This is a genomic window from Pseudomonas sp. W2Jun17 (assembly GCF_023127795.1).
Classification (GTDB): Bacteria; Pseudomonadota; Gammaproteobacteria; order Pseudomonadales; family Pseudomonadaceae; genus Aquipseudomonas; species Aquipseudomonas synxantha_A.
Genome location: NZ_SPKO01000014.1, coordinates 66937 through 80641, shown reverse-complemented (window position 1 = coordinate 80641; position 13705 = coordinate 66937). Strand labels below are relative to the sequence as shown.

Annotated in this window: 8 protein-coding genes; 5 read left to right on the top strand and 3 right to left on the bottom strand. The window is 57.7% G+C overall.

Going from position 1 to position 13705, the window contains the following annotated elements; translation table 11 throughout:
• Positions 1–27 precede the first annotated feature (27 nt).
• On the bottom strand, positions 28–1257 hold the full coding sequence (locus E4O98_RS10620; RefSeq protein WP_005789200.1) for an acyl-CoA dehydrogenase: 1230 nt from the start codon (positions 1255–1257) through the stop codon (positions 28–30).
• Between the two features lie 150 nt (positions 1258–1407).
• On the opposite strand from E4O98_RS10620, the gene E4O98_RS10615 reads away from it, so the two are divergent.
• The 3 genes from E4O98_RS10615 (at position 1408) to E4O98_RS10605 (ending at position 3767) form a co-directional block, all read left to right on the top strand.
• Positions 1408–2343, top strand: a complete 936-nt coding sequence (locus E4O98_RS10615) for a LysR family transcriptional regulator (protein WP_032880570.1) — start codon at positions 1408–1410, stop codon at positions 2341–2343.
• 115 nt (positions 2344–2458) lie between these two features.
• Positions 2459–2851: a MerR family DNA-binding transcriptional regulator gene (locus E4O98_RS10610; protein ID WP_005789203.1), complete on the top strand. Its 393-nt coding sequence runs from the start codon at positions 2459–2461 to the stop codon at positions 2849–2851.
• A 16-nt stretch (positions 2852–2867) separates the two neighbouring features.
• The gene (locus tag E4O98_RS10605) at positions 2868–3767 is read left to right on the top strand and encodes a hydroxymethylglutaryl-CoA lyase (RefSeq protein ID WP_148853527.1); all 900 of its coding nucleotides are present in this window, start codon (positions 2868–2870) and stop codon (positions 3765–3767) included.
• Positions 3768–4315: 548 nt separating this feature from the next.
• Here the strand turns inward: E4O98_RS10605 and E4O98_RS10600 are convergent.
• A complete protein-coding gene (locus E4O98_RS10600) occupies positions 4316–9031 on the bottom strand; it encodes a DUF6543 domain-containing protein (RefSeq protein ID WP_248134939.1) in 4716 nt (1571 codons plus the stop codon).
• A 99-nt stretch (positions 9032–9130) separates the two neighbouring features.
• Positions 9131–10768, bottom strand: coding sequence for an AMP-binding protein (locus E4O98_RS10595; protein WP_248134937.1), 1638 nt, complete (start codon positions 10766–10768; stop codon positions 9131–9133).
• Between the two features lie 151 nt (positions 10769–10919).
• Here E4O98_RS10595 and E4O98_RS10590 point away from each other — a divergent pair, with 151 nt between their 5' ends.
• Positions 10920–12083 (top strand): isovaleryl-CoA dehydrogenase, encoded by a 1164-nt coding sequence (locus tag E4O98_RS10590; RefSeq protein ID WP_005789212.1) that lies wholly within the window; start codon positions 10920–10922, stop codon positions 12081–12083.
• Between the two features lie 11 nt (positions 12084–12094).
• The gene (locus E4O98_RS10585; RefSeq protein WP_216091728.1) at positions 12095–13702 is read left to right on the top strand and encodes a carboxyl transferase domain-containing protein; all 1608 of its coding nucleotides are present in this window, start codon (positions 12095–12097) and stop codon (positions 13700–13702) included.
• The last annotated feature ends 3 nt before the right edge of the window (positions 13703–13705 follow it).

The following is a 13705-nucleotide window of genomic DNA, read 5'->3' as shown; positions in this document are numbered from 1 at the left end:
CTTGCTCTCGATAGAGGTGACGCGGTGTTACTGCCCGCCGCGCATCATCTCCCGCGGTACATACTTGCCAATCTCGAACTTGCCGATCGCCGCGCGGTGCACTTCGTCCGGGCCATCCGCCAGGCGCAGGGTACGTTGCATGGCGTACATATAGGCCAGCGGGAAATCATTGGAAACCCCGGCGCCGCCATGGATCTGGATCGCACGGTCGATCACCTTCAAGGCCACATTCGGCGCCACCACCTTGATCTGGGCGATTTCGCTTTTCGCCACTTTATTGCCCACGGTGTCCATCATGTACGCCGCTTTCAGGGTCAGCAGGCGCGCCATGTCGATTTCCATGCGTGAGTCGGCAATCTTGTCGATATTGCCGCCCAGACGGGCCAGCGGCTTGCCGAACGCGGTGCGGCTCACCGAGCGTTTGCACATCAATTCCAGGGCACGCTCAGCCATGCCGATGGAGCGCATGCAGTGGTGGATACGGCCCGGGCCAAGGCGGCCCTGGGCGATTTCGAAGCCACGACCTTCCCCCAGCAAGACGTTCTCATACGGCACGCGCACGTTGTCGAACAGCACCTCGGCGTGGCCATGGGGGGCATCGTCGTATCCGAACACCGGCAACGGGCGCACGATTTTCACGCCGGGGGTGTCTACCGGCACCAGAATCATCGAGTGCTGCTGATGGCGCGGCGCATCCGGGTTGCTCAAGCCCATGAAGATCAGGATTTTGCAACGCGGGTCACAGGCGCCGGAGGTCCACCATTTCTTGCCGTTGATCACCCACTCATCGCCCTGGCGTTCGGCGCGGGCGGCCATGTTGGTGGCATCCGAAGAAGCGACATCGGGCTCGGTCATGGCGAAGGCGGAGCGAATCTCTCCCCGCAACAGTGGTTCAAGCCAGCGTTGTTTCTGCTCTTCGTTGGCGTAGCGCACCAGCACTTCCATATTGCCGGTGTCGGGAGCGGAGCAGTTGAACGGCTCCGGGCCCAATAACGAACGCCCCATGATTTCCGCGAGCGGCGCGTACTCAAGGTTAGTCAAGCCAGCGCCCAGCTCGGATTCCGGCAGGAACAGGTTCCACAAGCCCTCCGCTTTTGCCTTGGCCTTGAGTTCTTCCATGATGGCCGTGGGCTGCCAGCGATCACCTTCGCTGACCTGGCGCTCAAACACCGGCTCGGCCGGATAGACGTATGCGTCCATGAACGCAGTGACGCGCTCACGCAGTTCCTGAACCTTGGGCGAATAGGCGAAATCCATGAGCAGCTCCCTTCTTTGAGAGGTTGTTTAGGTCATGTATTCGATGCTAGAACAGCGCTGATAATTTACCTAACCTATTCTCGGCGTGTATTAACATTCATCACCGATATATGATCGGCGCATGGACACTCACAATAAGAGCGCAACGAAATGAATTTGAGCAAGGTCGACCTCAACCTCTTCATCGTCTTTGATGCGATCTATACCGAAGCCAACCTGACCCGCGCCGGGCAGATCGTCGGCATCACCCAGCCGGCAGTGTCCAACGCCCTGGCACGTCTGCGCGAAACCTTCAACGACCCGCTGTTTGTGCGCACCGCCCAAGGCATGGTGCCCACACCGATGGCGCAGAACATCATCGGCCCGGTGCGCAATGCGCTGTCGTTGCTGCGCGTGTCGGTGCAGGAAAGCCGGATTTTCAATCCCCAGCAGGCCGCCAAGACCTACCGCATCAGCATGACCGACCTCACTGAAGCGGTGATTCTGCCGTTATTGTTCCAGCGCCTGCGCCGCCTGGCGCCGACCGTGGTGATCGAGAGTTTCCTGTCCAAGCGCCGTGAGACCACCAAGGAACTGGCCGCCGGGCGCCTGGATTTTGCCGTGGATGCGCCGCTCAACACCGACCCGCAGGTGCGCCATGTCAAATTGATGGAAGACCGCTACGTGTGCGCCATGCGCAAGGGTCACCCCATGGCAGGCAAGGACAAATTCAGCCTGGATGACTACCTGTCATTAACCCACATCCATATCTCCAGCCGTCGCAATGGCTTGGGCCATGTGGACCTGGCGCTGGGCAAAATGGGCATCCAGCGCAAGATCGCCCTGCGCTCGCAGCACTACCTGATGGCTTCGCAAGTGTTGCAGCAGACCGACATGGTCATGACCGTGCCCGAACGCTTCGCTCGTCGCCATGAACTGCACTGGTTCAACCTGCCGGTCAACGACGTGCCCCCGGTGGAAACCCACCTGTACTGGCATGAAAGCACCGACCAGGACCCGGCAAACCGCTGGATGCGCGAGCAGATGATCGAGTTGTGCCAGCAAGTCACCGCCCACGAAAAGAAGCTCGACAAACAGCAATCCTAAGGTTCAAGAATACCCATTGTGGTAGGGGGCTTGCCCCCGATGGCACGCGCAGCGCCCCTTGACGTTCACGTCAACCTGCAATTAGCTTAGCGCCAAGCCTTTCTTGAGCACCGCCATGAGCACCACCTACAGCATCTCCGACCTCGCCCGCGAGCTCGACATCACCACCCGCGCCATTCGCTTCTATGAAGAACAAGGCCTGCTGGCCCCGGAACGCCGGGGCCAGGAGCGTATCTACTCGGCGCGGGACAAAGTCAGCCTCAAGCTGATCCTGCGGGGCAAGCGCATCGGCTTTTCCCTGGCCGAATGCCGCGAACTGATCGAACTCTACGACCCCAGCGGCGGCAACCAGATCCAGCTCAACAGCATGTTGGCGAAGATCGCCGAACGCCGCGAACAGTTGGAACAGCAACTGCTGGATATCGAACAAATGAAGCTGGAACTGGACACCGCCGAAGAGCGTTGCACCCAGGCCCTTGCGCACACCATGAGCCAAGCCGGCCATTAACCAGAAGGTAACTGCCATGTCCCTCCCCTCTTACGTGCGCCTGGTGGAAGTCGGCCCACGCGACGGTTTGCAGAACGAAGCCCAGCCCATCAGCGTGGCGGACAAAGTCCAGTTGGTAGACGCGTTGAGCGAAGCCGGCTTGAGCTATATCGAAGTCGGCAGTTTTGTCTCGCCAAAATGGGTGCCGCAGATGGCCGGTTCGGCTGAGGTATTCGCGCAGATCCAGCGCAAGCCCGGCGTGACCTACGGTGCACTGGCGCCGAACCTGCGCGGGTTTGAGGATGCGCTGGCGGCCGGGGTCAAGGAAGTTGCGGTGTTTGCCGCGGCGTCCGAGGCTTTTTCCCAGCGCAATATCAACTGCTCCATCAGCGAAAGCCTGGAGCGATTCGCGCCGATCATGGCCGCGGCCAAACAGCACGGCATCAGCGTGCGCGGGTATGTGTCGTGCGTGTTGGGCTGCCCTTACGAAGGCGATATCGCCCCGGAGCAAGTGGCCGCGGTCGCCAGTGAGCTGTACGCCATGGGCTGCTATGAAGTGTCCCTGGGTGACACCATCGGCACGGGCACCGCGGGCGCAACTCGGCGCCTGTTCGAAGTGGTCGGGGCGCAAGTGCCAAGGGACAAGCTGGCCGGGCATTTCCATGACACCTACGGCCAGGCAATCGCCAATATCTATGCCAGCCTGCTGGAAGGCATAAATGTATTCGACAGCTCTATCGCGGGCCTCGGCGGCTGCCCTTACGCCAAGGGCGCCAGCGGTAACGTGGCCACCGAAGACGTGTTGTACCTGCTCAACGGTTTGGGGATCGAAACGGGGATCGACCTGGAACGCTTGATTGGCGCAGGCCGGCAGATCAGCCACGTCCTTGGTCGACCTAGCGGGTCCCGTGTTGCGAAGGTGCGTAACGCCAGTTGAGTAGCACAGCTGTGACAATGTGTTACCGCACACCTGCACAACGGGTAACGCGGGAACAGAATTCGTCATGCCTAGGCAAAACTATTTGCCAGAAAAATACTAAATACATGATTTTAAACGAATTTAAAAAGTTGGCACGACTCCTGCTATCTCTATGGCATAACAAGAATAAAAAGCGCCAAACCTAATAAAAACAAGACGAAACGACTCTGACATAACAAAAACAACACGGCAGAGACGCAGCTAACAGATTTTTTTGGAGAAGATGTGCTTCGCAGGGTACGGCATGCCGCAACCCGCAACCGGATAGAGAAAAATAAAACTACCTCAGGTAGCTACCACTGGTTGGATCGTTTACGAAGAAGCAGGTCAGCGCTCAAAAAAATACGTTTGCTCTTGACCCCGGATGGGGGTCGCCAAAAATAGCGGTACGGGCCACGGCTACCAAAAACAACAACAGGCCGCCCCTCAATAATAAGAAAAGAGCACGCAACGACAAATTAAAGGGGACCTTCGGGTCCCCTTTGTGCTGCTTGCACTTATGTGACTTAGGCGGACGCCACCTTCTTCGTCGAAAATTGGTTAAGCACAGTAACCGTCAAAGCCCGCAGCGCAGCTGTTTCCTTGACTTGTCGCTGCGCCCTCAGTTGTTTCATTTCCTGGTTATAGAAACCACTGGTCATTGCCCCATCGGCCAGAATTTGATCCCGGCTCTTACCCAGCAGGCTGGCAACTCTGTTAACCGCTGTCTCGTACTCTAGCTGCCAAGCCTTCTTTGCATCCTGCTCTACAAGGTCATCCTGTGTGTTCTGCAGATCTACCACCTTTTCCAACGCCTCTTGCTTCTCGGTTATTACCTCAAAATCGGCCATCGTCAGGGTGCTGAGGTCCTGTGGGTATTGGGCGCGAAGTTGGTTTCTCCAAAATTCCATGTCCACAAAAAAATGACTTTTTTCACTGATGTTTTTTTCGCCCTCAAGCACTTGTACATAGGCAGCATCAAGAGTCTCCGGGGCCACACCCGCGATAGGGCGATGGAGCATTTCAAGGGATTTGATCGGCAAATCCAGTCGCTGCGCCAAGCCGGAGCGATAAGCAAAGATGACTTCGGCCTGCTCGGTGAAGGCCGGCCCGCGCGACTCGACGTCACGCTCAGCGATGATATCTACCAACTTCAGGCGAAATAGTCGCTCTGCGGTGCCAATCAAGGTCGCCTCAACTTCATGCTCTCCAACCCTCTCAAGCGATTTTTCCACCAGCAGATCAGTTTCCATGTTCATGAACTCCAGCACACTCCCGTCACCACAGGTAACGCGATCATCAGCTGATTTAAACAATACATCGCGAGTGTGTTGGTTCTCATGGACGGCCCCAATCATGTCCCAAACGCGCTCCGCCAGTTGCGGCCGGGTAACCCCGGATTTGTACTCTGCACAACGGGTTGTGTCCGCCACCACGGTAAAAAATGCCGCCGCCTCAGGGCTGGAACTGAGCTGGTCCCACATTTCGCCGCGACCGGCCTGCATGGCTGGGGGGGAATCGTGCAGCCACAACCTGCGCGCCTCAGCCAGGGTGACGTGATCATCGGCAAGGACTACTTGCGACACAGGATTTTCATGCACGTTGATTCGGTCCGGATTCTCAACGGCGTACTCGGGCAGCTGAGTAATCGCGTTTGTGTGCAGATCGATCCGGTTCAGGTTATGCAGGCGTTCGGCGCCTCTGGGGAACGTTGTCGTTCCGGTATTCGCCAGATTCAGCCTGTTCAAGTCACGCATGTTGCTCAGATCGGCGGCCCATCCCAACTGACGGTTATGGGAGAGGTTAAGTACGGTCAAACGCTGCATGCCTTCGAGATGCGCCTGGCTATGCCTCGTCAACCGAATGTCGTTACTGCTCATATCGAGCCAGGTCAAACCGGCTCCACCGTTGGCAAACTCCGGCAGCTGCGTGAAGTTGCTAGAGCTGATATCCAACCAGCGCAAACCGCCGAATGCGCGCAAGAAGGGCAAGGACGCATCCGAAAGGTACATTCTGGATAAATCCAAACAGTCCACATGGTCCATGTTCGCCGTAATCGCCGGTAACTCACCGGGTTGCTCATCAGCCAAGCGCAGGATGTACGCCATGTGCTCTTGCTCGGCGGCCATGGCCTGTTGCGGCGACCGACGCTGCCATGCATCTTTGATGGCAACGACGACCCGGCCACGGGTCCTGCGTTGCTGGCTATCACCGTCGGCCCGCCAGGCGTCCAAGTCTGTATTGAGTTGCTTGAACTCGTCTTTGAGCAAATCCATTTTTGCCATAAATTCAATATCGTTGACGCCCTCTAGCCCCAGTATCTGATCCACCTGCGCGATGGACATTGACGGATAAAGGTCTAACGCTGCCCTTTCACATGCATAAGGTCGACGACCCGCACCGCCTACCGGGCTCAATGGATAACCAAAGCGTCCATCGGCAAGGCGCATTGGCGGTTTGTAGCGTGGTTTGGCAGGCTGCATGCGCAGCAACGCACGCAGTTCATCGCGAGGCATCAGCGGCATTTGCTCCAGTGCCTGTTTCAGACTCGCGCCGCGATCAGAGGCCGTCAGGTTCATCGCCCTCCAATCCTCAGGCGAAACTGCTGACTGTACAGCCCCATAGATGTCCGCCTGATGGTTCAATACCGCGATTTTTTCGTCCTGTACCTCATAAAGGTTCTTGGGACCGAACTTGATGAAACGACGCTTGACCGCCGCATTCTCTGGCCCCACCGAATCCAGTAGGCGCTCTCCACCCGGCAGCCGTTCGACAACATCAATGCGCAGGTCTGATGGCCAACCAGGAAGTTTATCCAGACTGTGCAGCACCATGCGTTGCGTGTCGTCATTGGCCAGGGTTTTTCGGTATAACCCTTCATACGTTCGCGCCAAACGCACCTGCTGCTGATAATGACGGGCCTCTTCAGCCAAGTTCTGCGGCATGCGTTGGCGCTCGGTGAGCGCTTGCATTTCGGAGGAGTTGGCACCGTTCAACAGTTCCTCGACAACCGCCGTGGGTAGAGAAGGTAATAAGCGTTTGATAAACCTTACTGTCGCGCTTTCTCCACCCTCGGCGGCGGCGTAGCGCTGGCTGAAAAGGTCAGATTGATACGCCGCTCTCTGTGAAGCCCTGACAGTGGAAACTTCCTCTGCCACGACATTATCCATTTCAAGTCGCTTCAAGGTATCGGTCAGTAGCGCGGGCAGTGCTGCCTGGTCTGTATGTATCTTACGTAGAGTGTCCACTTCCGTTGCAGTCATTTGCACTATGCGTTCGAGCTTAAGAGGCTCATTGGCAAAACGCTCTGCAATCGGGCCCAACCGCTGCATCAACTGCGGCCCGGTCAATGTCATCGGGTTCTCGTGCTCATGTGCCCACGCCCCGGCGCCCGTACGGCTTACCTTTGGGGTATAAGCCGCCGGGTTGTCCGGATGCAGGATTTTAAAGTCATTGCTGGCACCCATCCGCTCCACCAAGTAATGCGTGTTATTTTTTTCCCGCAGGTATAACCCCCCTTCATGTTCAAACAATCCGTCTTCATTGGCCGTGAGACCATCAGGCATTGTGACCTGGCGCTGATAAGGCCTCAGGTCAGGAGAATACAGACGGATATTGCCATCGGGGCAACGAACGTGGGCCAGGCTTTCAACAAATGCCGTCTTGACCAGCGGAAACAACTTGGCCCCCACCGCCGCCGTAGTTACATTAAAGGCAATGGCCGAAACGTGGGCCCATGCCGCTTTTGTATCCCCTTCGTCCCACGCCGCTATTCCCGATGCGACTTCCCATAACATTTGCGCTGCCCCAATTGCGAGCATCACGGGAGCCAGCTCGGGGAAAATAAAAACTGCAACATTCAATACATTCAAAGCCATGCTGCCCATTTTCACCAACCAGGCGTTACGTGCACGCTGATCCGCCGCATCATTGGAAACGGCCATCGCTTGCGCATTCCTCAGTATTAGATTGGCTTTTTGCCAAGCGTGTTCGCGCCACAACACCGAAAAACGCCCCCCATAAGAAGCGGTGACGCCCCTGAGATCCTTTTTGTCAGAATCATAATCTTCACGTTCAGAAAATTTACCGGAGGGATCAAGATGCCGCTTGAGCTTTGTAAAAAATACACCTTGTTGCTCGTAGGGTATGAACTGACTAAAAAACCTTCGATAACTTACCAGGCACAATCGCTCAACCAAATCAAGTTTGAAGCTTGTCAAACTCGAGTATTCCTTCAACATACAAACAGGATCTCCTGGAATGAACACCACACAAGGCTCATTCATGAACACCAGGCTGCGATGAGCAACTTGCACATTGACATTACCTATAACAACAATTTGCGCCAGCGGCTGCCCAAGCAACTTAAGTCCCGAATAAGTGAGTGTTTTCTCTCGCCACTTTAATTCCTGATGGTTATCCGCTGTTTTCCGCATCACCTGGTAGGTGTCTTCTTGAATATCCCCGCACCCAAGCGCTACCTCGGCGGCGAACAGGAACTGATACCTGGCCGAATTCAACATGCGATTACGCATGGTCTTGGTGGCGGTGCCCGCTGCAAAGTTGGGTGTGTCTTCGGGACAGATAAACGACTCGACATGCCTCAAGTATTGCGTACCCAAATCCAATTCTCGGCACAGGCTGGCAAACAAATGAGGTTGTATCGAGACTCTACCGCCGAGCGTTTGTGTATGATTGAACGTATAAGAGGGCGATTGTCGATGAAAATCATACTGAGTGATAAGCCTGGCGTTCTGATCGGCCACCTCAAGGGTATCTTCTATCGCAAAGTTCTTTAATGCCGCCTCAAGCAGACTAACACCTTCGTAATAGCAATAACATGATGCCTCTCGCCCAAAGACTTTAGAGCGATCAGCCGGCATCAACTTTTCAGTGGCAAAAAATAGCTGCCTTACATTGTGACGCCCACCGAATTTTTCTTTCATGGCCGCCACTAAAAGTGGTTCGGCAAAATCCACAACCCCTTTAAGCCCATTAAAACTGTGATCCAGTCTATTCAGCGAATTAAAGCTGCGGATGTAAGCATCACTCAGCTTCAACTTTTTCCCCGACGACAAGTTTTTATACCATTCGGGCATCGCGAACTGCGTTTCAGAAAACTCCTTTTTGCGCTTAAGGTCGGCGGCGCCGTACCAGGACGGCAACCGGTCCTGTATCACCCGTGCATGAACGCTCTGCACCGCCGTTGATTGACTGCTGCCAGGTTGATCAAGCTCACTCATTTACCAAACTCCATTTGAAGGAACAAACGATCAATGTGCGATCGTTCGCGCTTCAAACGGTGGTATTCAGCTAGCCCGCGCTACAAAGCGCCCCACGGCTCATTCTCGGGCAGACGCCAACTCCTCAATGCTGATCTCGCGCATGCGAAATTTCTGGATCTTGCCCGTCACCGTCATCGGAAACTCGTCCACAAACTTGAAGTACCTGGGCGTCTTGAAGTGGGCGATGCGGTCCTTGCACCAGCTCGACAGTTCCAGCTCGTTGGCCACATGGCCGGGATGAAACTTGATCCAGGCGACGATTTCTTCACCGTAACGCTCATCCGGAATACCGATGATCTGCACATCGGCCACTGCCGGGTGGGTGAAGAAAAACTCTTCCAGCTCACGCGGGTACACGTTCTCGCCCCCGCGAATAATCATGTCCTTGTTACGCCCGGCAATGCAGACGTAGCCGTGCTCGTCCATGGTTGCCAGGTCGCCGGTGTGCATCCAGCCGGCCTCATCGATTGCCTCGCGGGTGCCGTCGGGGTTGTTCCAGTAACCGAGCATCACGCTGTAGCCGCGCGTACATAGTTCACCGATCACGCCGCGCACCACGGTGTTGTCGGCATCATCGACAATCTTGGTCTCCAGTTGCGGTTGGGTGCGGCCCACCGTGGTGACGCGCCGTTCTATATCGTCATCCGCCCCGGTTTGCAGCGACACGGGGCTGGTTTCGGTCATGCCGTAGGCAATTTGCACTTCGCGCATGTGCAGTTCGTTGATGACCCGGCGCATGACTTCGATCGGGCATGTCGCCCCGGCCATGATACCGGTGCGCAGGCTGGCCAAGTCGAACCCGGCCCGGCCTGGGTGATCAAGCATGGCGATAAACATGGTCGGCACGCCATACAGGCCGGTAGCTCGTTCTTCGGCGACGGCAGTCAATGTCAGCAGCGGGTCGAAACCGTCATTGGGATAGATCATGGTGGTGCCGTGGGTGATGCAACCGAGGTTACCCATCACCATGCCGAAGCAGTGATACAGCGGCACCGGGATGACCAGGCGGTCCTGCGCGGTCAAGCCCAGGCTTTCGCCGACCATGTAACCGTTATTGAGGATATTGTGGTGACTGAGGGTGGCACCCTTGGGGAAACCGGTGGTGCCGGAGGTGTATTGGATATTCACGGGTTGGTCGAAGTGCAGGCTGGTCTGCCGGCTTTGCAGTTGCTCGGGGCTAACTCCGGCGCCCAGGGCCGACAGTTGCGACCAAGGCATGAATTCAGGCGGCGGGCTGGGATCGAGACTGATGAGGCCGCGCAGCTCAGGCTTCAATGCCTGGAGCATGGCGTGGTAATCGGAGCTCTTGAACGAACCGGCGCACACCAGCCATTGGCAGCCGGATTGCTTGAGCACGTAATCCAGCTCACTGCTGCGATAGGCCGGGTTGATATTGACGAGGATCACACCGAGCTTAGCGCTTGCCACTTGGCAGATCAGCCATTCGGCGCAATTGGGCGCCCAGATACCCAGGCGGTCACCGATCTGCATACCCAAGGCGAGGAACGCCCGTGCATGCAGGTCAACCGTCTCGGCCAGTTGCCGCCAGGTGTAGCGCCGCTGCTGATGGCGAACCACCAAGGCTTCGCCATCGGGATACTGCGCGACGGTTTGATCGAATGCCTGGCCTATGGTCATGGCCAGCAAGCGCTTGTCCTGAGAGCCACGGCTGTAGCTCTGATTCGGTTGATCCATAACGACCCCTTGTTGTCTTTTTTGTAGGTTGACGTAAACGTAAACTACGATTGACAGCACCGCAACGCAAGTTTACGTTAACGTAAAGGTGAGCGCCCTCCTCCTGCGCCCAACCCACACAACAACAAAGCTGACATTAAGGTGCCTGCCCATGAGTTACCCGTCCCTGAACTTCGCCCTCGGCGAAACCATCGACATGCTGCGCGACCAGGTGCAGTCCTTTGTGGCCAAGGAAGTCGCACCGCGTGCGGCGCAGATCGACATCGATAACCTGTTCCCCGCCGACCTGTGGCGCAAGTTCGGGGACATGGGCCTGCTGGGCATCACCGTGCCGGAAGAATACGGCGGCGCCGGCCTGGGTTACCTGGCCCATGTAGTGAGCATGGAAGAAATCAGCCGCGGCTCGGCCTCGGTGGCGCTGTCATACGGTGCGCACTCCAACCTGTGCGTCAACCAGATCAATCGCAACGGCAACCACGAACAGAAACTCAAGTACCTGCCCAAGCTGATCAGCGGCGAGCACATCGGCGCCCTGGCCATGAGCGAGCCGAATGCCGGCTCCGATGTGGTCTCGATGAAACTGCGCGCCGACAAACGCGGCGACCACTACGTACTCAACGGCAGCAAGACCTGGATCACCAACGGCCCCGACGCCAATACCTATGTGATCTACGCCAAGACCGACCTGGAAAAAGGCCCCCACGGCATCACAGCCTTCATCGTCGAGCGCGACTGGAAAGGCTTCAGTCGCAGCAACAAGTTCGACAAGCTGGGCATGCGCGGCTCCAATACCTGCGAGCTGTTTTTTGATGACGTGCAAGTACCGGAAGAAAACATCCTCGGCGTGCTCAATGGCGGCGTGAAAGTACTGATGAGCGGCCTGGATTACGAGCGCGTGGTGCTCTCCGGCGGCCCTACCGGGATCATGCAGGCGTGCATGGATTTGATCGTGCCCTACATCCACGACCGCAAGCAGTTCGGCCAGAGCATTGGCGAATTCCAGCTGATCCAGGGCAAGGTTGCCGACATGTACACCCAGCTCAACGCCAGCCGCGCCTACCTCTACGCCGTGGCCCAAGCCTGCGAGCGCGGCGAGACTACGCGCAAGGATGCCGCCGGTGTGATCCTGTACAGCGCCGAGCGCGCCACGCAGATGGCTCTGGATGCGATCCAGATCCTGGGCGGCAACGGCTATATCAACGAATTCCCCGCCGGGCGCCTGTTGCGTGACGCCAAGCTGTATGAAATCGGCGCTGGCACTAGTGAGATTCGGCGGATGTTGATCGGTCGCGAACTGTTCAACGAAACCCGCTGAAGGAGCGCGTCATGGCCACCCTGCATACCCAACTCAACCCGCGCTCGGCGGAATTTGCCGCCAATAGCGCGGCGATGCTTGCACAGGTCGACGCCCTGCATACCCTGCTCGCCCACGTGCAACAGGGTGGCGGTGCCAAGGCCCAGGAACGCCACACCTCGCGCGGCAAGCTGCTGCCCCGGGAGCGCATCAATCGCTTGCTCGACCCGGGTTCGCCGTTTCTTGAACTCAGCCAACTGGCGGCTCATCAGGTGTATGGCGAAGACGTACCGGCGGCTGGCGTGATTGCCGGAATCGGCCGTGTGGAAGGTGTGGAGTGCATGATCGTCGCCAACGATGCCACGGTCAAAGGCGGTTCCTACTACCCACTGACAGTGAAAAAGCACCTGCGCGCCCAGACCATCGCCGAGCAGAATCGTCTGCCGTGCATCTACCTGGTGGATTCCGGCGGCGCCAACCTGCCGCGCCAGGACGAAGTATTCCCCGACCGCGAACACTTCGGGCGGATCTTCTTCAACCAGGCCAACATGAGCGCCCAGGGCATCCCGCAGATCGCCGTGGTGATGGGCTCATGTACCGCCGGCGGCGCCTATGTGCCGGCGATGGCCGATGAAGCAATCATGGTGCGCCAGCAAGCCACCATTTTCCTTGCGGGCCCGCCGCTGGTGAAGGCGGCCACCGGTGAGGTGGTCAGCGCCGAAGACCTCGGCGGCGCCGATGTGCACTGCAAGATCTCCGGCGTGGCCGACCACTACGCCGACAGCGACGAACACGCCCTGGCGCTGGCCCGGCGCAGCGTGGCCAACCTCAATTGGCGCAAACAAGGTGAGTTGCTGCAGCGTACGCCTGTGGCACCGCTGTACAGCAGCGAAGAGCTGTACGGCGTGATTCCGGCGGATGCCAAGCAGCCGTTCGATGTGCGCGAAGTCATCGCGCGGTTGGTGGACGCTTCGGTGTTCGACGAGTTCAAGGCGTTGTTCGGGACAACGTTGGTCTGCGGCTTTGCGCACTTGCATGGCTACCCGATTGCGATCCTGGCCAACAACGGCATCCTGTTCGCCGAGGCCGCGCAGAAAGGCGCGCACTTTATCGAACTGGCTTGCCAGCGTGGGATCCCCCTGCTGTTCCTGCAAAACATCACAGGCTTTATGGTCGGCCAGAAATACGAAGCCGGCGGCATCGCCAAGCATGGTGCCAAGCTGGTTACGGCGGTGGCGTGCGCCAGGGTGCCGAAGTTCACCGTGATCATCGGTGGCAGTTTTGGCGCCGGTAACTATGGGATGTGCGGCCGCGCCTATGACCCGCGCTTCTTGTGGATGTGGCCCAACGCACGCATTGGCGTGATGGGCGCCGAACAGGCCGCCGGGGTGCTGGTACAAGTCAAGCGCGAGCAGGCTGAGCGCGCAGGCAGCGGTTTCAGTGCGCAGGAGGAAGCCGCCATCAAGCAGCCGATCCTCGACCAGTATGAAACCCAGGGCCACCCCTATTACTCCAGCGCGCGCTTGTGGGATGACGGTGTCATCGACCCGCTGCAGACCCGCGACGTACTGGCCCTGGCCTTGTCCGCCGCACTGAACGCCCGCATCGAGCCGAGCCGCTTCGGCGTGTTCCGCATGTAAATG

Bases quoted from the DNA above. Each gene is read 5' to 3' on its own strand.
- E4O98_RS10620 (WP_005789200.1), bottom strand. From the start codon at position 1,257: ATGGATTTCGCCTATTCGCCCAAGGTTCAGGAACTGCGTGAGCGCGTC.
- E4O98_RS10615 (WP_032880570.1), top strand. From the start codon at position 1,408: ATGAATTTGAGCAAGGTCGACCTCAACCTCTTCATCGTCTTTGATGCG.
- E4O98_RS10610 (WP_005789203.1), top strand. From the start codon at position 2,459: ATGAGCACCACCTACAGCATCTCCGACCTCGCCCGCGAGCTCGACATC.
- E4O98_RS10605 (WP_148853527.1), top strand. From the start codon at position 2,868: ATGTCCCTCCCCTCTTACGTGCGCCTGGTGGAAGTCGGCCCACGCGAC.
- E4O98_RS10600 (WP_248134939.1), bottom strand. From the start codon at position 9,031: ATGAGTGAGCTTGATCAACCTGGCAGCAGTCAATCAACGGCGGTGCAG.
- E4O98_RS10595 (WP_248134937.1), bottom strand. From the start codon at position 10,768: ATGGATCAACCGAATCAGAGCTACAGCCGTGGCTCTCAGGACAAGCGC.
- E4O98_RS10590 (WP_005789212.1), top strand. From the start codon at position 10,920: ATGAGTTACCCGTCCCTGAACTTCGCCCTCGGCGAAACCATCGACATG.
- E4O98_RS10585 (WP_216091728.1), top strand. From the start codon at position 12,095: ATGGCCACCCTGCATACCCAACTCAACCCGCGCTCGGCGGAATTTGCC.